Here is an 18,936-nt window from a genome sequence, read left to right on the forward strand (position 1 = left end):
AGTGGCGAGCCGATCGGATGCTGACGGGAAATGTCGGCGGATCGCTGCCAGCGGGTTCACTCCCCGCCCGTTGCTCCAACAGACAAAATGAGCCGAAGACCGGCGCTTTTCTCAAGCTGCCTGCGGGCGCTTGATCTTCGATGCCGCTTCCAGAACCAGCGGGCTAAGGCCCGCGCCACCGCCATCGATATGCTGGAACAATTGCCTGCGCATGCGCGGCTCCCAGTACTTGTTGATATGCGTGGCAACGCCCTGGGCGGCTTCGTCCTGCGGCTGGCTCTTGAAGAAGGTGGCGATCTGGTTTGCCATGTAGATCAGCTTGGCATTGGTGTCATGCGACATCGGCGACGGCTCCGGACTTGATGCGTTCGGCATGGGTGAAGATCTCGAATTCGTCGCCGCGCACCAGTGCCACCAGCGTCATGCCGGCGGCTTCCGCCGTGCTTATCGCCAGTGCCGTCGGCGCCGAGATGGCAATGATGACGGGACTGCCGACAATAGCGGTCTTCTGCACCATCTCGACGGAAACCCGGCTGGTGACGACGACAGCGCCGTCACATCCGTGAAATCCGGCACGGGCGGCGGCCCCCACGAGCTTGTCGAGTGCGTTGTGACGGCCGACATCCTCGCGCACGGCAATCAGGCCCTTGCCCGGCACGTAGAACGCCGCGCCGTGCACGGCGCGCGTTTCGAAGTGCAGCGGCTGCTGGCCGTTCAAGAACGCGACCGCCTGAACCACGTCCTCCTGTGAAAGGCGGAGTTTCGAGGCCGAGACGTCGGGTGTCGGCCGTACCGCCTGCTCGATCGATTCGATGCCGCAGAGACCACAGCCGACAGGCCCCGCCATGTGGCGGCGGCGCAGGCGCAGGACGTCGTTCTGCTCATCCTTGAGCGTAATCTGAAGGTCGATGCCGAGATTGCCCGACACTTCGTCGGCAATAGCCTCGATCGCCTCGATCTGGTCGGGTTCGGTGACGATGCCCTCGGTCAGGCTGAAGCCGACGGCGAAATCCTCGAGATCGCCGGGGGTGGCCATCATCACCGCATGGGTCGAGCCGCCGAAGGTGAACGCCACAGGCGTCTCCTGCGGAACGGCACGAGAGCCGTCCCGCAAGGTTCCAGCGCGCAGGACGGTTTCCGGCACGGTTTTCGACAGCTGGAATTTCGGCATGGATGGCCCCGTCATGAAGACTACTCCGCGGCCTCCAGCTTGCCGGCGATCCGGCGCGACTGCCGCGCCTGTTCGTCATAGTCCTGCTGCCAGTCCGACGGCCCGTTGGACGGCATCACCTGAACCGCCGTCACCTTGTACTCAGGGCAATTGGTCGCCCAGTCGGAGAAGTCGGTCGTGATGACGTTAGCCTGTGTCGTCGGATGGTGGAAGGTGGTGTAGACCACGCCCGGCGCCACCCGGTCGGTGATCAGCGAGCGCAACGTCGTCTCGCCGGCGCGGCTCGCCAGCCGGATCCAGTCGCCATCGCGGATGCCGCGCTGCTCGGCGTCATGCGGATGGATTTCCAGCCGGTCCTCCGCATGCCAGACGACGTTGTCGGTCCGCCGCGTCTGGGCGCCGACATTGTACTGGCTGAGAATACGACCGGTGGTGAGCAGCAGCGGGAAGCGCGGGCCGGTGCGCTCGTCGGTCGCAACATATTCGGTGCGGATGAACTTGCCCTTGCCGCGCACGAAGCCGTCGACATGCATGATCGGCGAGCCCTCGGGGTGCTTCTCGTTGCAGGGCCACTGCACCGAGCCCATCTTCTCCAGGTAGTCGTAGGAAACGAGAGCGAAGCTCGGTGTCGTCGCAGCGATCTCGTCCATGATCTCTGAAGGGTGACGGTAGTTCCAGTTCATGCCCATGGCCTGCGCCAGCTTCTGGGTCACCTCCCAGTCGGCATAGCCGTTCTTTGGCGTCATGACCTTGCGCACCCGGTTGATGCGGCGCTCGGCATTGGTGAAGGTGCCGTCCTTTTCGAGGAAGGTCGAGCCCGGCAGGAACACATGCGCGTAGTTGGCCGTCTCGTTGAGGAAGAGGTCGTGCACGACCACGCATTCCATCGCCGCAAGGCCGGCGGCCACGTGCTTGGTGTCGGGGTCCGACTGCAGGATATCCTCGCCCTGGATGTAGATGCCCTTGAACGTGCCGTCGACGGCAGCGTCGAGCATGTTGGGAATGCGCAGGCCCGGCTCGTTGGAAATCTCGACGCCCCAGAGTTTTTCGAAGGTCTCGCGTGTCGCGTCGTCGGAGACATGGCGGTAGCCCGGCAGTTCATGCGGGAACGAGCCCATGTCGCAGGAGCCCTGCACGTTGTTCTGGCCGCGCAGCGGGTTCACGCCGACGCCGGGCCGGCCGATATTGCCGGTGACCATGGCGAGGTTCGCGATCGCCATGACCGTGGTCGAGCCCTGGCTGTGCTCGGTAACCCCCAGGCCGTAGTAGATCGCACCGTTTCCGCCGGTGGCAAACAGCCGGGCTGCACCACGCACGAGATCGGCGGGAACGCCGGTATAGGCTTCGGTCGCCTCGGGGCTGTGATAGGGCTCGGCGACGAAAGCCGCCCAGTCCTCATATTCCGACCAGTCGCAGCGCTCACGGATGAACGCCTCGTCGGCAAGCCCTTCCGTGACGATCACATGCGCGATCGACGTCAGGATCGCGACGTTGGTGCCGGGCTTCAAGGGCAGGTGATAGGCGGCCTCCACATGCGGCGACCGCACGATATCGGTGCGGCGCGGATCGATGACGATCAGCTTGGCGCCTTCGCGCAGCCGCTTCTTCAACCGCGAGCCGAAGACCGGGTGCCCGTCGGTCGGATTGGCGCCGATGATGACGGCCACATCGGTGAACTCGACCGAATCGAAATTCTGCGTGCCGGCCGACGTGCCGAAGGCCTGGCCGAGGCCGTATCCGGTCGGCGAGTGGCAGACGCGTGCGCAGGTATCGACATTGTTGTTGCCGAAGCCGGCGCGCACCAGCTTCTGCACCAGATAGGTTTCTTCATTGGTGCAGCGCGAAGAGGTGATACCGCCGACCGATTCGCGGCCATACTGATACTGGATGCGGCGGAACTCGGCGGCCACATGCGCATAGGCCTCCTCCCAGGTCACTTCGCGCCAGGGATCGGAGATCTTCTCGCGCACCATCGGGTTGAGGATGCGATCCTTGTGGGTCGAATAGCCATAGGCAAACCGGCCCTTGACGCAGGAGTGGCCGCGGTTCGCCTGCCCATCCTTCCACGGCACCATGCGCACCAGTTCCTCGCCGCGCATCTCCGCCTTGAACGAGCAGCCGACGCCGCAATAGGCGCAGGTGGTAACGACCGAATGCTCCGGCTGGCCGATCTCGATGACGGACTTTTCGGTGAGCGTGGCCGTCGGGCAGGCCTGGACGCAGGCGCCGCAGGACACACACTCCGACGCCATGAAGTCTTCGGCCATGCCGGCAGACACGCGGCTGTCGAAACCGCGGCCGCCGATGGTCAGCGCAAACGTGCCCTGCACTTCCTCGCAGGCGCGCACGCAGCGCGAACAGACGATGCACTTCGCCGGGTCATAGGTGAAGTAAGGATTGGATTCGTCCTTCGGCAGCCACTTGGCGTTGATCTCGCCGTTGTTGCGCGCCTTGACGTGGTTGTCGCCCTCGTAACCGTAGCGCACATCGCGCAACCCGACGGCACCGGCCATGTCCTGCAGCTCGCAATCGCCGTTGGCAGCACAGGTCAGACAGTCGAGCGGGTGGTCGGAAATATAGAGCTCCATCACCCCGCGGCGAACGTCCTTCAGGCGCGGCGTCTGGGTCGAGACTTCGATGCCCGCGGCCACCGGCGTGGTGCAGGAGGCCGGCATGCCATTGCGCCCTTTGATCTCGACGAGGCAGAGCCGGCAGGAGCCGAAGGCGTCCATCATGTCGGAGGCGCAGAGTTTCGGCACCTCGATGCCGGCATCCATCGCCGCGCGCATGATCGACGTGCCCTCGGGTACCGTCACTTCGCGGCCGTCGATGGTCAGCGTCACCATGGTTTCAGAGCGGGAGGCAGGCGTGCCATAGTCGATTTCATGAATGAGAGACATGTCTGGCCTCCTTGGAATTCTTGTTCAAGGACGTCGCGTCCGCCACCATCGGCACCGATGCAAGCATCCGCCCCTCATCCGGCTGCCGCCACCTTCTCCCCGCGAGCGGGGCGAAGGGAAATGCCGCACCCTTCACCTTCGCTTCTGAAGCCATGTGGGCCTCGTCCCCTCTCCCCGCCTGCGGGGAGAGGGTTAGGGTGAGGGGCAAGTTTCGATGTGCAGCAACCATCATTCCGCAGCCTCCGCGATCGGAGCCGGCTGAAAATCATCCGGAAAATGCGTCATGGCGCTGACGACGGGATAGGGGGTGAACCCGCCGAGCGCGCAGAGCGAACCGAACTTCATGGTGTTGCAGAGATCGGCGAGCAGTTCGCGGTTCTTCTCCGGCTCGATGCCGGCAGCGATCTTGTCGGCCACCTCGACGCCGCGGGTCGAGCCGATGCGGCAGGGCGTGCACTTGCCGCAGCTTGCGATGGCGCAGAACTCCATGGCGAAACGCGCCTGCTTCAGCATATCGGCGGTGTCGTCGAAGACGACAATGCCGGCATGGCCGATCAGCCCGTCGCGGGCGGCGAAGGCTTCGTAGTCGAAGGGCGTGTCGAACAGCGCGCGCGGAAAATAGGCGCCGAGCGGACCGCCAACCTGCACCGCCTTGACCGGCCGGCCGCTCGCCGTGCCGCCGGCGATATGGTCGATGATCTCGCCGAGCGCCAGGCCGAAGGCAGTCTCGAACAGGCCGGAGTGCTTGACATTGCCGGCGATCTGGATCGGTATCGTGCCGCGCGAACGGCCCATGCCGAAGTCGCGGTAGAAGGCAGCGCCCTTGTCCATGATCACGGGCACGGAGGCGAGAGAGATCACGTTGTTGATGACGGTCGGACAGTCGAACAGGCCCTTGTGCGCCGGAAGCGGCGGTTTCGCCCTGACGATGCCGCGCTTGCCCTCGAGGCTGTTCAAGAGCGCCGTTTCCTCACCGCAGACATAGGCGCCGGCGCCGGTGCGCACTTCCATGTCGAAGGCGCGGCCGGAGCCGAGCACCGACCGCCCGAGTAGGCCGGCACGTCGCGCGATCTCGATCGCTTGCGCCATCGTGGCGATCGCATGCGGATATTCCGAGCGGGTGTAGATGAAGCCCTTGGTCGCACCGGTGGCAAGGCCCGCGATCGCCATGCCTTCGATCAAGACGAAGGGATCGCCCTCCATGATCATCCGGTCGGCGAAGGTGCCGCTGTCGCCCTCGTCGGCGTTGCAGACGATGTATTTGCGCCCGCCCGTCGCTTCGAGGACGGTCTTCCACTTGATGCCGGTCGGGAAACCGGCGCCGCCGCGGCCGCGAAGGCCGCTCTCGGTCACCTGGGCAACGATTGCCGTGGGCTCCAGGGCAATGGCGTTCTCAAGGCCGCGCAGACCGCCATGCGCGCGGTAGTCGTCGAGCGATACCGGATCGATGACGCCGCAGCGCGCGAAGGTCAGCCGTGTCTGCTGCTTCAGAAAGGGAATGTCTTCGGTTTTACCAAGACAGAGCGCGTGATCTCTACCTTCAATAAGCCCGGCATCGATGAGCGAGGCGACGTCGCGCGCCTTGACCGGCCCATAGGCGACGCGGCCTTCAGGCGTCTCCACCTCGACCAGCGGCTCGAGCCAATGCAGGCCGCGCGAACCGTTGCGCACGATGGTGACATCGAGGCCGCGCGCGGCGATCGCATCTTCGATCGCCTTCGCCACCCTGTCGGCACCAAGCGCCAGGGCTGCGGCGTCGCGGGGAATGTAGATCTTCACGCTCATCGGCGCGCCTCCGCAACAAGCGCGTCGAGATCGTCGGCATCGACCCGGGCATGCACCTCTCCGTCGAACATCGCGGAGGGTGCGCAGGAACAGAGCCCGAGACAGTAGACCGGCTCCAGCGTCACCGCGCCATCGGGCGTCGTCTCGTGGAAATCGATGCCGAGCAGGCGCTTGGCGCGCTCGGCCAGCTGGTCGCCACCCATCGACTGGCAGGCCTCGGCGCGACAGAGCTTCAGCACATGCCGGCCGGCCGGGTGTTCGCGAAAGTCATGGTAGAAGGAAAAGACGCCGTAGACCTCGGCGCGCGACAGGTTGAGTTCGCGCGCGATCACCGGCAGACAGTCCTGCGGCACGTAACCGAACTCCTGCTGGATCTCATGCAGGATCGGCAGCAGCGGCCCTTCAAGCCCCTTCAGGTCCTCGACGATCGCGAGCGTGCGCCCGGAAACGTCGCCACGCGGCTGGTGAATGTTCACTCGGGGAGCCCTCCCGGCTCGCGGGCTGAAGCGCCAATCTACGGATCGCGCCCAGCTCCAATTGGCATCGCCCGGGAAGGGCCGTTCCTCCGCGCCCTTTCCCATGAACGAAAAGCTTCGCGCTTCTCGCCGGAAGGGTCAATAAGGCTGTTTCGTTGATTGATAGAAAAAACCTATTGAACCTGATTCCGCTCGCCGAGAATGCGGGCTTCATGCAAAAGCGCCGATACCAACGGCGTGAACGGCTCACGATGCGTCGCAACCAGACCAACCGTGTGATGCGCGTCCGGTTCGACGATCGGGATCATCCGGATATCTTCGTGAAAGCCGAATGATTTCGCGACGTTGAATGGCATGATGCTGGCCCAGCGGCCGGTGCGTACATGCGAGAAGAGCACGATCATCGAGTTCGATTCGAGCGTCGGCTCGGCAACGGCGCCAGCCTCGGAAAAATGCTGGTTAATGATGCGGCGGTTCTGCATATCGGCGGTCAATAGACAAAGCCGAATGGCGCTAACCTCCTTCCACGTCACGGTTTCGCGATCGGAAAGCGGCGTTCCGGCGGCCGTGACGAGATGATAGCGCTCGATCTGCAGCGGAACGCTGGTGACGCGCCCGAGCGGCTCGTTCTCCAGATAGGTGAGGCCGGCATCGATCTCGAGGTTTTCGAGCAGCGCCAGGATCTGCAGCGACGTGGTCGACAGCACCGAAAATGTCACGTCGGGATGCTTCTCCTGAAACGGCGCGGTGATCATCGGCACCATGGCAAGCGTCGTCGGGATCGCTGCCAGCCGGATATGTCCGGACAGGCCCTTGCGCGCCGTGCGCATTTCCTCGCGCATGGTGCGGGCATCGCCGACGATGCGGCGCGCCCATTCGAGCACCCGCTGCCCCTCGGGCGTCAGGCCCTGGAAGCGGGAGCCGCGGCTGACCAGCATCACGCCGAGCTGGTCCTCGAGCTGGCGGATCGCCGCCGACAGCGTCGGCTGGGTGACGCCGCATTCGACTGCGGCCCGGCCGAAGTGCCTTTCGCGGGCCAGAACCAGAAACATTTCCAGCTTGTCGATCATCCCGTACCTTCGGAGTTCTTGGCTATGCCCCTCACCCTAGCCCTCTCCCCGCACGCGGGGAGAGGGGACGTGCTCCGATCCCTGCCGAAGGGTAATCCCGGCGAAAGAATGTCAGGGCCCGTGCAAGATCTTACACTCCGCAGGCGTGGAGAAGGCATCGTAGCGCGCCGGATGTCCCTTCGCCCCGCTCGCGGGGAGAAGGTGCCGGCAGGCGGATGAGGGGCTTGACCGCCACGGCCATCTACACCTGCTGTACTCACGTAATCAGCTGCCCGCCATTGACCTCCAGCACCTGGCCGGTGACGTAGCCGGAAAGGGCGTGCGAGGCGAGGAAGAGATAGGCCGGCGCGCAGTCTTCGGCCGTTCCGAGCCTGCCGAGCGGGATCGTCCTGCGTGTCGCCTCCAGCTTTTCCGGCGACGAGTAGCGCTCGTGAAACTCGGTGGTGATGGTGCCGGGCGAGACGCAATTGACCCGGATGCCCTCCGGCGCCAGTTCGCGCGCCAGCGCCTTGGAATAGGTGGAGACGAAGGCCTTGGTCGCCGAATAGATCGAGGAGCCGGCGCTGCCGCCTGTCAGCGCCGAGATAGACACGGTGTTGACGATTGCGGGATGGGTGCCCTTGCGCAACAGCGGCAACAGCGCCCGCGTCATCTCGACGACGGACGTCTGGTTGAGCTGGACGACGGTGCGGTACTGCTCGTCCGTCAGTTCCGCCGCTAGAAAGCGGCCGACCATCGTGCCGGCATTGTTGACGAGGATATCGATGCTGTCGAAGCGGCTACGGATCTCGTCCGCCAGCGCCTCGACGCCGCCTTCGGCCAGGAAATCGGCGGTCGCCACATGCGCCCTGCCCTCGGTCGCAGCCGTCTCCAGGAAATCCGGAAGGTCGCCGATCGTCCGCCCCGCATGCACGAACACATGCGCGCCGCAATCGAGGAACTGGCGTACCACTTCAAGGCCGATGCCGCGTCCGCCGCCGGTCACCACCACAGTCATGCCCTTGAACAAGGCCGGATGAAACATGTCTTTTCCCTCTTCCCGTCGGTGTCAAACTCGCCTATCGCCGGGGTGATTGCAACGCGTGCAACCGACATGCCGACGACGAAAGCAGAATCGCCGCAAACGCCGATTTCTGAAATTGCACAGCTTTCGTTTTTGCATATTATGAAAAAAAACGAAAACGGGGAGGTTTCGGAATGTATCTGACAGGGCGGCAGGCGGAAATTCTGGAACTGGCCAAGAACGAAGGGCGCGTGCTCGTCGAGGAGCTGGCGCAGCGCTTTTCGGTGACGCCGCAGACCATCCGCAAGGACCTCAACGACCTCTGCGACGCCAAGGTCCTCAACCGCATTCATGGCGGCGCGATCTTCCCGAGTGGCAAGGAAAACGTCAAATACGATGCTCGCCGCCAGATCGCCGCACCGGAGAAACAGGCGATCGGCAGGGCTGCCGCCGCCCTCATCCCCGACAACGCCTCGCTGTTCATTAACATCGGCACCACGACGGAAGCGGTGGGTGAAGCGCTGCTCGACCACAAGGAATTGATGGTCATCACCAACAACATCAACGTCGCCAATCACTTGCGCGTCTTCCCGTCTATCGAGGTGGTCATCACCGGCGGCGTCGTGCGCGGCTCCGACGGCGGCATCGTCGGCGAGGCGGCCGTCGACTTCATCAAGCAGTTCAAGGTGGACTTCGCCGTCATCGGCGCCTCGGCCATCGACCATGACGGCGCGCTGCTCGATTTCGATTTTCGCGAAGTGAAAGTCGCCCAGGCGATCATCGCCAATGCCCGACACGTGATCCTCGTTTCCGACTCGACCAAATTCGAAAGAACGGCACCGGTTCGCATCGGTCATATCTCCCAGGTCCAGACCTTCATCACCGATCGCTGTCTCGTTGAGAACGTGCGGAAAATCTGCGCCGAACAGGACGTTCGACTGATCGAAACAGAGGCTTGAGAAACGCTTTTTTAGACGATCCTGAGATTCGCCCAACATTCGTTTGACATTCGATATATTTTCGCTTTAACTGATTTCGCTTTCGCGACTGCATCAATTTGTGCATTGCGAAATGCGGGAGGGGAAAAGCAGTGGCAGAGCAGGCAATCTTCGACGTCTTCATCATCGGCGGCGGCATCAACGGATGCGGCATTGCGCGTGATGCGGTCGGTCGGGGATACTCCGTTGCGCTCGCCGAAATGAACGACTTCGCCTCCGGCACGTCGTCGGGCTCGACCAAGCTCATCCATGGCGGCTTGCGCTACCTCGAACATTACGAATTCCGCCTGGTGCGCGAAGCGCTGATGGAGCGCGAAGTGCTCTGGGCGATGGCACCGCATGTCATCTGGCCGATGCGTTTCGTGCTGCCCTACCACAAGGGCGGTCCGCGCCCGGCCTGGCTCATCCGCCTCGGCCTGTTCCTTTACGACCATATCGGCGGCCGCAAGCTGCTGCCGGCAACGGCTACGCTCGACATGACGCGCGACCCGGCCGGCAAGCCGCTGAAGCGGCTGTTCACCAAGGCTTTCGAATATTCCGACGGCTGGGTCAACGATGCCCGCCTGGTGGTGCTCAACGCTCGCGATGCCGCCAACCGCGGGGCAAAGATCATGGCGCGAACCCGCGTCATCTCGGCCAAGCGCGACAACGGCACCTGGGCGATCGAAACCGAAGATGCAGCAACCGGCGAGCGTCGGCAGATCCGGGCGCGCATGCTGGTCAATGCCGCCGGCCCCTGGGTCGACGCGGTGCTGGCAGGCGCGCTCGGCAAGAACGACGTGCACAATGTGCGCCTGGTCCAGGGCAGCCACATCGTCGTGCGCAAGAAGTTCACCGACCCCCGCGCCTATTTCTTCCAGAATCCGGATGGCCGGATCATGTTCGCCATCCCCTACGAGGACGATTTCACGCTGATCGGCACCACCGATCGCGACTACGCTGGCAATCCGGCCGAGGTGCGGATCAGCGACGCCGAGGTCGATTATCTCTGCAAGGCGGCGAGCGAGTATTTCCTCGAGCCGGTGGAGAAGGACGACATCGTCTGGACCTATTCCGCCGTGCGTCCGCTGTTCGACGACGGCGCCAGCAAGGCACAGGAGGCGACCCGCGACTACGTCCTGCGCGTCGAAGGCGACAAGGCGACCGCACCGCTCCTGAATGTCTTCGGCGGCAAGTTGACGACCTATCGTCGCCTGAGCGAATCCGCGCTCGAAAAGATCGGCGAGGCGATCGGCGTCAAGGGTGCGAAATGGACGGCCGGATCGAGCCTGCCCGGCGGGGATTTCCCGGCCAAGGGCTATGCCGACGAAGTCGCCAAGCTTCACAAGACCTATCCGTTCCTTGCCGCCGGCCACGTGCGCCGGCTGGTGCGCCTCTACGGCACGCGTGCCACAGCACTGCTTGGGTCGGCATCGAGCGAGGCGGCGCTCGGCCGCCATTTCGGCGCCGACCTCTATGAGGCGGAAGTGAAGTGGCTGATCGCTGAGGAGTGGGCCAGGCACGCCGAGGACGTGCTGTGGCGGCGCACCAAACTGGGATTGAAGCTGACGCCCGGCGAGGCGGCGGCGCTGGAGGAATACATGCGGGGCGCGGCCAACGCCGCCGCCTGAGGACCCCGCATTCTGGAATGCCGATGGCTGGGTGGAACACCGGAGAATTCAATGCTTGAAATGAAGAAGATATCCAAGGTCGTGGGTGGGGAGACGCATATCCACCCGACCGACCTTGTGCTGGAAAGGGGGTCGCTCAACGTGCTGCTCGGCCCGACGCTTTCCGGCAAGACGTCGCTGATGCGGCTGATGGCGGGGCTCGACAAACCGGCCTCCGGCTCGCTGATCTTCGACGGCACCGACGTCACCGGCCTGCCGGTGCAGAAGCGTTCCGTGGCCATGGTCTACCAGCAGTTCATCAACTACCCGTCGATGACCGTCTACGAAAACATCGCCTCGCCGATGCGCATCAAGGGCACGGACGCAGCCACGATCGACCGCGAAGTGCGCAAGGCCGCCGAACTGCTGAAGCTCACGCCCTATCTCGACCGCACGCCGCTCAGCCTCTCCGGCGGCCAGCAGCAGCGCACGGCGCTGGCGCGCGCCATCGTCAAGAATGCCGATCTGGTGCTGCTTGACGAGCCGCTCGCCAATCTCGACTACAAGCTGCGCGAGGAATTGCGCGAGGAACTGCCGAAGATCTTCTCCGCCTCCGGCGCGATCTTCGTCTATGCGACGACCGAGCCGTCGGAAGCGCTGCTTCTCGGCGGCAACACCGCCGCCCTCAGCCAGGGCCGCATCACCCAATTCGGCAAGACCATCGACGTCTATCGCCGACCGGTCGACCTGGTGACGGCGCGCACCTTCGCCGATCCGCCACTGAATACGATCGAGCTCGTCAAGTCCGGCTCGATCTTCGCCTTCGACGGCAAGCCCGTGCTGTCGGTCCCGGTCCATCTCTCGGCACTGCCGGACGGCCCCTGCACGGTCGCCTTCCAGCCGCACCACCTGTCGTTTCAGGCGCCGTTCGACGGCGCCATGCCGCTGACGGTCAAGACGGCAATTTCGGAAATCGCCGGCTCCGAAAGCTTCATTCACGTCGGCTTTTCCGGCGCGCGCTGGGTCATGCTGGCGCCGGGCATCCACGACATCGAACCGGACGCAACCCTGAATGTGTTCGTCGACATCCGTCACCTGATGGCCTTCGGGCCGGATGGGCGCGCGATCGGCGAAACGGCCTGAGGAGGCGCTGGGAGGAAAGACAATGGCACGCATCGATCTCGAACATATCCGCCACGCCTATGGCGCCAAGCCGAAGTCGGAAAACGACTACGCGCTGAAGGAAGTGCACCACGAATGGAACGATGGCGGCGCCTATGCGCTGCTCGGGCCGTCGGGCTGCGGCAAGACCACCCTGCTCAATATCATCTCCGGCCTGATCAATCCGTCGGAAGGTCGCATTCTCTTCGACGGCAAGGACGTGACGCATCTATCGACCCAGGACCGCAACATCGCCCAGGTGTTCCAGTTCCCGGTCATCTACGACACGATGACGGTCTACGACAATCTCGCCTTCCCGCTGCGCAACCGGCATGTGCCGGAAACCGAAGTCGACCGCCGCGTCAAGGAGATCATCGAGATGACCGGCCTTGGCGGCTGGGCGGGCAAGAAGGCACAAGGATTGACGGCCGACCAGAAGCAGAAGATCTCGCTCGGTCGCGGTCTGGTGCGCTCCGACGTCAGCGCCATCCTGTTCGACGAGCCGCTGACCGTCATCGACCCGGAAATGAAATGGGTGCTGCGCTCACAGATCAAGCGCCTGCACAAGCAGTTCGGCTTCACCATGGTCTACGTCACCCACGACCAGACCGAGGCGCTCACCTTCGCCGACAAGGTCGTCGTCATGTATGACGGCCAGATCGTGCAGATCGGCACGCCGGCCGAACTTTTCGAGCGGCCGCGCCACACCTTCGTCGGCTACTTCATCGGCTCTCCCGGCATGAACGTCCTGCCGGCGAAGATAGACGGCAGCACCGCCACCGTCGGCGGCGAGAGCATCGCCCTCAACTTCAGGCCCGAGATCAAGTCCGGCGCCAAGACCGAACTCGGCATCCGCCCGGAATTCGTGGCGATCGGCCGCGAAGGCATGCCAGTGACGATTACCAAGGTCGAGGATATCGGCCGACACAAGATCGTGCGCGCCCGCTTCGCCGACCAGCCGATCTCGATCATTCTCGACGAGGACGGCGAGATCCCGGCCGAGCCGCGCATCGCCTTCGACCAGAAAGCCATCAACATCTACGCCGATTCCTGGCGCGTCGGCGGGGAGGCCTGATCATGGAAAAGACCTGGAACAACAAGGCCTGGTTCATGGTCCTGCCGGTGCTGGTGCTCGTCGCCTTCTCGGCGGTGATCCCGCTGATGACGGTGGTCAACTATTCGGTTCAGGACACTTTCGGCAACAACGAGTTCTTCTGGGCCGGCACCGACTGGTATGTCGACGTCCTGACCTCCGACCGCTTCTGGGACGCGCTCACCCGCAACCTGGTCTTCTCGGCGATCATCCTTGCCATCGAAATCCCGCTCGGCATCATCATCGCGCTCAACATGCCGAAGAAGGGCCTCGGCGTGCCTGTGTGCCTCGTGCTGATGGCCTTGCCGCTGCTGATCCCGTGGAATGTCGTCGGCACCATCTGGCAGGTCTTCGGCCGCGTCGACATCGGCCTGCTCGGTCACACGCTGGAAGCGATCGGCATCAACTACAACTACGTGCAGAACCCGATTGACGCCTGGGTGACGCTGATCGTCATGGACGTCTGGCACTGGACGAGCCTTGTCGTGCTTTTGTGCTATGCCGGTCTCGTCTCGATCCCGGACGCCTATTACCAGGCGGCCAAGATCGACGGCGCCTCGCGCTGGTCGGTGTTCCGCTACATCCAGCTGCCGAAGATGAAGCGCGTTCTGCTGATCGCCTTCCTGCTGCGCTTCATGGACTCGTTCATGATCTACACCGAGCCCTTCGTCGTCACCGGCGGCGGCCCCGGCAACTCCACCACCTTCCTGTCGATCGACCTCGTCAAAATGGCCATCGGCCAGTTCGACCTCGGTCCGGCGGCAGCCCTATCGATCATCTACTTCCTCATCATCCTGCTGCTCTCGTGGATCTTCTACACCGTGATGACCACGAGCGACGCGCAGAGCTGAACCGGGAGGGAGGAGAGACAATGAACACGACCAAAGCACCGCTTTCGCAACGCCTGTCCTTTCTGGTTCCGACGATCTACATCGTCTTCCTGCTGTTGCCGATCTACTGGCTCGTCAACATGAGCTTCAAGGAAACGAGCGAGATCCTCAGCACGTTTTCGCTGTGGCCGCAGAACCCGACGCTGCGCAACTACATGGTGATCTTCACCGACCCGTCCTGGTACAAGGGCTATATCAACTCGATCATCTACGTGGTCATGAACACGGTGATCTCGGTTTCGGTGGCGCTGCCGGCGGCCTACGCCTTCTCGCGCTACCGCTTCCTCGGCGACAAGCACCTGTTCTTCTGGCTGCTCACCAACCGAATGGCGCCGCCGGCCGTTTTCGCCCTGCCGTTCTTCCAGCTCTATTCGGCCTTCGGCCTGATCGACACGCACATAGCGGTCGCACTGGCTCACTGCCTGTTCAACGTGCCGCTGGCGGTCTGGATTCTCGAAGGCTTCATGTCCGGCGTGCCGAAGGAGATCGACGAAACGGCCTATATCGACGGCTACTCGTTCCCGCGCTTCTTCGTGAAGATCTTCACGCCGCTGATCGCGTCCGGCATCGGCGTCGCGGCCTTCTTCTGCTTCATGTTCTCCTGGGTCGAGCTGCTGCTCGCCCGCACGCTGACGACCACGGCCGCCAAGCCGATCGCCGCAATCATGACCCGCACAGTCTCGGCCTCCGGGCTCGACTGGGGCGTGCTGGCGGCCGCCGGCGTGCTGACCATCATCCCCGGCGCGCTCGTCATCTATTTCGTGCGCAACTACATCGCCAAGGGCTTTGCCCTGGGCCGCGTCTAAAGGAGCTTCGTCATGAATTTCTCATGGATGGCATGGACGCTGCCGACGGCCCTGTTCTTCATCACCATCGCGCTGCTGCTCGTCGGCATGGCGGTGTGGGAATATGTCTCGCCGGGCGGCAACCCGCGCGTCGGCATCCTGCGCTTCGAAACGACGCGCGGCGACAGGCTTTTTGTATCGCTGCTCGGCAGCGCCTTCATTCACCTCGCGTGGCTCGGCCTTGGCGGACCAAACCTCTGGTGGGCTCTCGCCCTCTCGGGTGTCTATGCCATCGGCGTCTTCCGTTACGTGTGAGGTGAACGGACTGGGGGGCGGGAAGGGCCCCTCGAAACTGCAATGGACGCAATCGCAAAACCCAAAGGGAGGAAATTATGCGACGGCACCTTTTGACAACGACGGCAGTCATGCTGCTGGCTTTCACCGGCTCGGCCTTTGCCGGCATGGACGAGGCCAAGAAGTTCCTCGACAGCGAGATCGGCGACATGTCGGCGCTCGACCGAGCCGGCCAGGAAGCGGAAATGCAGTGGTTCGTCGATGCGGCAAAGCCCTTTGCCGGCATGGACATCAAGGTCGTTTCCGAAACGATCACCACCCATGAATACGAATCGAAGACCCTCGCCAAGGCGTTTTCCGACATCACCGGCATCAAGATCACCCATGACCTGATCGGCGAAGGCGACGTCGTCGAAAAGCTGCAGACGCAGATGCAGTCGGGCGAAAACGTCTATGACGCGTACATCAATGACTCCGACCTCATCGGCACCCATTGGCGCTACCAGCAGGCCCGCAACCTGACGGACTGGATGACCAACGAAGGCAAGGACGTCACCAACCCGAACCTCGACATCGACGACTTCATCGGCAAGTCCTTCACGACAGCGCCGGACGGCAAGCTCTACCAGTTGCCCGACCAGCAGTTCGCCAACCTCTACTGGTTCCGCTACGACTGGTTCAACGACGAGAAGAACAAGGCCGACTTCAAGGCGAAGTACGGCTACGACCTCGGCGTTCCGGTCAACTGGTCGGCCTATGAGGATATCGCCGAGTTCTTTACCGGCCGCGAGATCGACGGCAAGAAGGTCTTCGGCCACATGGACTACGGCAAGAAGGACCCGTCGCTCGGCTGGCGCTTCACCGACGCCTGGCTGTCGATGGCCGGCAACGGCGACAAGGGCATCCCGAACGGCAAGCCGGTCGACGAATGGGGCATCAAGGTCGACGAGAACTCGCGCCCGGTCGGCTCCTGCGTTGCCCGTGGTGGCGACACCAACGGCCCGGCCGCCGTCTACTCCATCCAGAAATACCTCGACTGGATGAAGGCCTATGCACCGGCTGCCGCCCAGGGCATGACCTTCTCGGAATCCGGACCGGTGCCGTCGCAGGGCGAAGTCGCCCAGCAGATGTTCACCTACACGGCGTTCACCGCCGACTTCGTCAAGCCGGGCCTGCCCGTCGTCAACGAGGACGGCACGCCGAAGTGGCGCTTCGCTCCGAGCCCGCACGGCGTCTACTGGAAGGACGGCATGAAGCTCGGCTACCAGGACGCCGGTTCCTGGACGCTGCTGAAGTCCACGCCTGAGGATCGCGCCAAGGCCGCATGGCTCTATGCGCAGTTCGTCACCTCGAAGACCGTCGACGTGAAGAAGAGCCATGTCGGCCTGACCTTCATCCGCCAGTCGACGCTCGATCACAAGAGCTTCACCGACCGCGCGCCGAAGCTCGGCGGCCTGATCGAGTTCTACCGTTCGCCGGCCCGCCTGCAATGGTCGCCGACCGGCACAAACGTTCCTGACTATCCGAAGCTGGCACAGCTTTGGTGGCAGGCGATCGGCGATGCATCCTCCGGCGCGAAAACCGCCCAGGAAGCGATGGACTCGCTCTGCGCCGAACAGGAAAAGGTGATGCAGCGCCTGGAACGCGCCGGCATCCAGGGTGACATCGGTCCGAAGCTCGCCGAGGAACACGACCTCGAATACTGGAACAAGGACGCCGTTTCCAAGGGCAACCTTGCTCCTCAGCTGAAGATCGAGAACGAGAAGGACAAGCCCCAGACCGTCAACTACGACGAACTGGTCAAGAGCTGGCAGAAGTAACATCCCCAAGACGACGGCCGCCCGTGAAAGCGGGCGGCCGAAAGATCAGGAGATGCGGCACCGGGGTCGGCAACGGCCCCGGTTTTTCGTTGCCTGAAAGCCGATCACCTGGAGGCGCGCGGAAAACCCTGCCGCGCAAACCAGGCAACGCCGAGGGCCGGGACGAGTATCGCCAAGACGACGACGGGAAGGTTTGCCGCGCCGGCGCTGTCTAGCAACAGACCGCCCGCAAGCCCGCCGCCGGCCATCGCAGCGTTCCAGGCGGTGACGACCATCGATTGTGCCGCATCCGCCTGCGCGCCCGCCGCCTTCGCAGAGGCTGTCTGGAACAGGGTCGCCGCACCACCGAAGGCAAGACCCCAGGCAACGATACCGACATAGATAGCTGCCGGCTGATCGATAAAGGCGGCAAGCAGCAGGGAGGCTGCTGCAAACAGCGCCGTGGTTGCCAGCACCAGCAGGCGCAGGCGCCTGTCCACCAACGTCCCGATGACCGGAATGACCACCAACGAGGCGACGCCGAAGACTAGCAGAACCCTGTCGGCGTCCGCATCCAGGCCCGACGGCTGCAGGAACGGCACGATGTAGGTGTAGAGAATGTTGTGAGCGAGGACGATGGCGAACATCACGAACAGCACCGGCCGGATCCCGGGCAGCCGGAACACGGATGACAGCCGCTGGCGACGTTCGCCGTGCTGGCCCGGAAAATCCGGCAGCGCCCACAGGCTCCAGCCGACGAGCAGGATCGCCGCCACGCTGAGAAGACCGAAGGTCAGGCGCCAGCCCGCGGCGGCCCCGAGCAGCGTTCCTGCTGGAATACCGATCGACAGCGCCACCGGCGCGCCGAGCATGGCGATCGTGATCGCCCGCCCGTGCTGGTGCGGCGCCACCATACGGGTGGCGTAGCCGGCGGAAAGCGCCCAGAGCAGCCCGGCAAACACACCGGCAAGAAAGCGCGCCGCCATGGTCAGGGCATAATCGTGCGAAAGCGCGGTCACCGTGTTGACCACGGCAAAACCGGAGATCGCGGTGATCAACAGCGGCCGCCGCCGCCAGGTCCGCGTCAACGCGACGAGCGGGATGGCGGCGACGAGCGAACCGATCGCATAGATCGTCACCATCTGCCCGACGAGGGATTGCGAGACGCCGAGGTCGCCGCCGATCTGCGTGAGCAACCCGGCCGGCAGCGCCTCGGTGAGGATGGTGATGAAGCCGGCGGTCGCAAGCGCAAGCAGCGCAGAAAGCGGCAATCGGGCGCCGCCGGCGGGCATCGATAATGTTTCCTGCGGAGGTGAAAGCGCGCAGTCGTTGGATGGCATGAAGTCTATCTCTCGGGATGGGCCGACGGGAACGCCGGTCTGAGTGGCGATGGCGGACGGAAAGTGCGCGCAAGGCATTCGCCGCCGACCTAGGCGGGCGGCGAACCCGCCTAGGCCGACGCGGTCAGGGCGGCACGCTTGGGCAGCACCAGATCGTCGACGCGATAGGTGTGGAACTCGAAGGTCGACACCGAATGCAGCGCCTTGAATTTCTCGAGGAACACTGCGTCGGCGAAGAATTCCTCGACGTTTCCTTCGCCGGCTATCGCTTCGATATTGACCACCGTCTTGCCGTCGGTGCTCTTGGCAAGACTGCTCCAGAGAAAACCCTCCTTGCGCTCGGCCACATAGTGGACGACGTCCTGGATCAGGCGGAACGCCTCTTCCTGCTTGCCCTCGTGGGCATGGATGACGTTGACGATAAAGACGGTTGGTTCGGGGTTTCCGCGGAAACCGGCCAAAAGTGCCTCGTGCATGTGTTCTCCATTCCTTGCCGACGGTGTTGTTGGGCGGCCAATGCGCCGTGTCGGGCAGGCGGACTATGGCGAGCTTCCAATCGGAGAAAAATGCGCTACAGATCCG

General features: G+C 63.6%; 18 protein-coding genes. 9 read left to right on the forward strand and 9 right to left on the reverse strand.

What is annotated here, in order from left to right; genetic code table 11:
- Positions 1-111: 111 nt before the first annotated feature.
- The 7 genes from RTP54_RS19220 to RTP54_RS19250 all read right to left on the reverse strand — a co-directional run bounded on the left by RTP54_RS19220 (position 112) and on the right by RTP54_RS19250 (position 8,426).
- Entirely contained in the window at positions 112-342 is a 231-nt protein-coding gene (locus RTP54_RS19220; protein ID WP_312365148.1) for a formate dehydrogenase subunit delta, read from the reverse strand.
- Positions 332-1,186 carry a formate dehydrogenase accessory sulfurtransferase FdhD gene (gene fdhD / locus RTP54_RS19225; protein WP_312365149.1) on the reverse strand — a complete coding sequence of 285 codons (855 nt, stop codon included), beginning with the start codon at positions 1,184-1,186 and terminating at the stop codon, positions 332-334. Before fdhD ends, RTP54_RS19220 begins: the two co-directional genes overlap by 11 nt.
- 5 nt (positions 1,187-1,191) lie before the next feature.
- Positions 1,192-4,071, reverse strand: coding sequence for a formate dehydrogenase subunit alpha (fdhF, locus tag RTP54_RS19230; protein WP_312365150.1), 2,880 nt, complete (start codon positions 4,069-4,071; stop codon positions 1,192-1,194).
- Between the two features lie 228 nt (positions 4,072-4,299).
- A complete protein-coding gene (locus tag RTP54_RS19235) occupies positions 4,300-5,856 on the reverse strand; it encodes an NADH-quinone oxidoreductase subunit NuoF (protein WP_312365151.1) in 1,557 nt (518 codons plus the stop codon).
- Positions 5,853-6,332, reverse strand: coding sequence for a formate dehydrogenase subunit gamma (locus tag RTP54_RS19240; RefSeq protein ID WP_112805388.1), 480 nt, complete (start codon positions 6,330-6,332; stop codon positions 5,853-5,855). Before RTP54_RS19240 ends, RTP54_RS19235 begins: the two co-directional genes overlap by 4 nt.
- A gap of 173 nt (positions 6,333-6,505) precedes the next feature.
- Positions 6,506-7,402, reverse strand: coding sequence for a LysR family transcriptional regulator (locus tag RTP54_RS19245; RefSeq protein WP_112805390.1), 897 nt, complete (start codon positions 7,400-7,402; stop codon positions 6,506-6,508).
- A gap of 256 nt (positions 7,403-7,658) precedes the next feature.
- Positions 7,659-8,426: an SDR family oxidoreductase gene (locus tag RTP54_RS19250; protein WP_312365155.1), complete on the reverse strand. Its 768-nt coding sequence runs from the start codon at positions 8,424-8,426 to the stop codon at positions 7,659-7,661.
- On the opposite strand from RTP54_RS19250, the gene RTP54_RS19255 reads away from it, so the two are divergent.
- From RTP54_RS19255 to RTP54_RS19295, 9 genes are all read left to right on the forward strand, one after another.
- Positions 8,418-8,609 (forward strand): hypothetical protein, encoded by a 192-nt coding sequence (locus RTP54_RS19255; RefSeq protein ID WP_112805394.1) that lies wholly within the window; start codon positions 8,418-8,420, stop codon positions 8,607-8,609. The two genes, RTP54_RS19250 and RTP54_RS19255, sit on opposite strands and share 9 nt — an antisense overlap.
- Entirely contained in the window at positions 8,600-9,364 is a 765-nt protein-coding gene (locus tag RTP54_RS19260) for a DeoR/GlpR family DNA-binding transcription regulator (RefSeq protein ID WP_112805396.1), read from the forward strand. The genes RTP54_RS19255 and RTP54_RS19260 overlap by 10 nt, the downstream gene beginning before the upstream one ends.
- A 131-nt stretch (positions 9,365-9,495) precedes the next feature.
- Entirely contained in the window at positions 9,496-11,013 is a 1,518-nt protein-coding gene (gene glpD / locus RTP54_RS19265; RefSeq protein ID WP_312365158.1) for a glycerol-3-phosphate dehydrogenase, read from the forward strand.
- Positions 11,014-11,064: 51 nt separating this feature from the next.
- Positions 11,065-12,135, forward strand: a complete 1,071-nt coding sequence (locus RTP54_RS19270; protein ID WP_312365160.1) for an ABC transporter ATP-binding protein — start codon at positions 11,065-11,067, stop codon at positions 12,133-12,135.
- Between the two features lie 22 nt (positions 12,136-12,157).
- The gene (locus RTP54_RS19275; RefSeq protein WP_112815055.1) at positions 12,158-13,228 is read left to right on the forward strand and encodes an ABC transporter ATP-binding protein; all 1,071 of its coding nucleotides are present in this window, start codon (positions 12,158-12,160) and stop codon (positions 13,226-13,228) included.
- Positions 13,229-13,230: 2 nt separating this feature from the next.
- Positions 13,231-14,097 carry a carbohydrate ABC transporter permease gene (locus tag RTP54_RS19280; protein ID WP_112805404.1) on the forward strand — a complete coding sequence of 289 codons (867 nt, stop codon included), beginning with the start codon at positions 13,231-13,233 and terminating at the stop codon, positions 14,095-14,097.
- 20 nt (positions 14,098-14,117) lie between these two features.
- A complete protein-coding gene (locus RTP54_RS19285) occupies positions 14,118-14,942 on the forward strand; it encodes a carbohydrate ABC transporter permease (protein ID WP_112805406.1) in 825 nt (274 codons plus the stop codon).
- Positions 14,943-14,954: 12 nt separating this feature from the next.
- A complete protein-coding gene (locus RTP54_RS19290) occupies positions 14,955-15,236 on the forward strand; it encodes a DUF2160 domain-containing protein (protein ID WP_312365168.1) in 282 nt (93 codons plus the stop codon).
- A gap of 77 nt (positions 15,237-15,313) precedes the next feature.
- Positions 15,314-17,035, forward strand: a complete 1,722-nt coding sequence (locus tag RTP54_RS19295) for an ABC transporter substrate-binding protein (protein WP_112815054.1) — start codon at positions 15,314-15,316, stop codon at positions 17,033-17,035.
- 104 nt (positions 17,036-17,139) lie between these two features.
- Here RTP54_RS19295 and RTP54_RS19300 read toward each other — a convergent pair whose 3' ends face one another.
- Together RTP54_RS19300 and RTP54_RS19305 are read right to left on the reverse strand one after the other, a co-directional pair.
- Positions 17,140-18,306 (reverse strand): MFS transporter, encoded by a 1,167-nt coding sequence (locus tag RTP54_RS19300; RefSeq protein ID WP_312365170.1) that lies wholly within the window; start codon positions 18,304-18,306, stop codon positions 17,140-17,142.
- Between the two features lie 158 nt (positions 18,307-18,464).
- Entirely contained in the window at positions 18,465-18,830 is a 366-nt protein-coding gene (locus tag RTP54_RS19305) for an antibiotic biosynthesis monooxygenase (RefSeq protein WP_312365172.1), read from the reverse strand.
- Positions 18,831-18,936: the final 106 nt, after the last annotated feature.

Origin of the sequence: Ensifer sp. (genome assembly GCF_031989085.1) — a bacterium.
Taxonomy (GTDB): Bacteria; Pseudomonadota; Alphaproteobacteria; order Rhizobiales; family Rhizobiaceae; genus Ensifer.

Coding starts and splice junctions, on each gene's coding strand:
- RTP54_RS19295 (WP_112815054.1), top strand. CDS start 15,314: ATGCGACGGCACCTTTTGACAACGACGGCAGTCATGCTGCTGGCTTTC.
- RTP54_RS19290 (WP_312365168.1), top strand. CDS start 14,955: ATGAATTTCTCATGGATGGCATGGACGCTGCCGACGGCCCTGTTCTTC.
- fdhF (WP_312365150.1), bottom strand. CDS start 4,071: ATGTCTCTCATTCATGAAATCGACTATGGCACGCCTGCCTCCCGCTCT.
- RTP54_RS19300 (WP_312365170.1), bottom strand. CDS start 18,306: ATGCCCGCCGGCGGCGCCCGATTGCCGCTTTCTGCGCTGCTTGCGCTT.
- RTP54_RS19280 (WP_112805404.1), top strand. CDS start 13,231: ATGGAAAAGACCTGGAACAACAAGGCCTGGTTCATGGTCCTGCCGGTG.
- RTP54_RS19270 (WP_312365160.1), top strand. CDS start 11,065: ATGCTTGAAATGAAGAAGATATCCAAGGTCGTGGGTGGGGAGACGCAT.
- RTP54_RS19285 (WP_112805406.1), top strand. CDS start 14,118: ATGAACACGACCAAAGCACCGCTTTCGCAACGCCTGTCCTTTCTGGTT.
- RTP54_RS19275 (WP_112815055.1), top strand. CDS start 12,158: ATGGCACGCATCGATCTCGAACATATCCGCCACGCCTATGGCGCCAAG.
- RTP54_RS19305 (WP_312365172.1), bottom strand. CDS start 18,830: ATGCACGAGGCACTTTTGGCCGGTTTCCGCGGAAACCCCGAACCAACC.
- RTP54_RS19260 (WP_112805396.1), top strand. CDS start 8,600: ATGTATCTGACAGGGCGGCAGGCGGAAATTCTGGAACTGGCCAAGAAC.
- fdhD (WP_312365149.1), bottom strand. CDS start 1,186: ATGACGGGGCCATCCATGCCGAAATTCCAGCTGTCGAAAACCGTGCCG.
- RTP54_RS19235 (WP_312365151.1), bottom strand. CDS start 5,856: ATGAGCGTGAAGATCTACATTCCCCGCGACGCCGCAGCCCTGGCGCTT.
- RTP54_RS19220 (WP_312365148.1), bottom strand. CDS start 342: ATGTCGCATGACACCAATGCCAAGCTGATCTACATGGCAAACCAGATC.
- RTP54_RS19255 (WP_112805394.1), top strand. CDS start 8,418: ATGAAACATGTCTTTTCCCTCTTCCCGTCGGTGTCAAACTCGCCTATC.
- RTP54_RS19245 (WP_112805390.1), bottom strand. CDS start 7,402: ATGATCGACAAGCTGGAAATGTTTCTGGTTCTGGCCCGCGAAAGGCAC.
- RTP54_RS19250 (WP_312365155.1), bottom strand. CDS start 8,426: ATGTTTCATCCGGCCTTGTTCAAGGGCATGACTGTGGTGGTGACCGGC.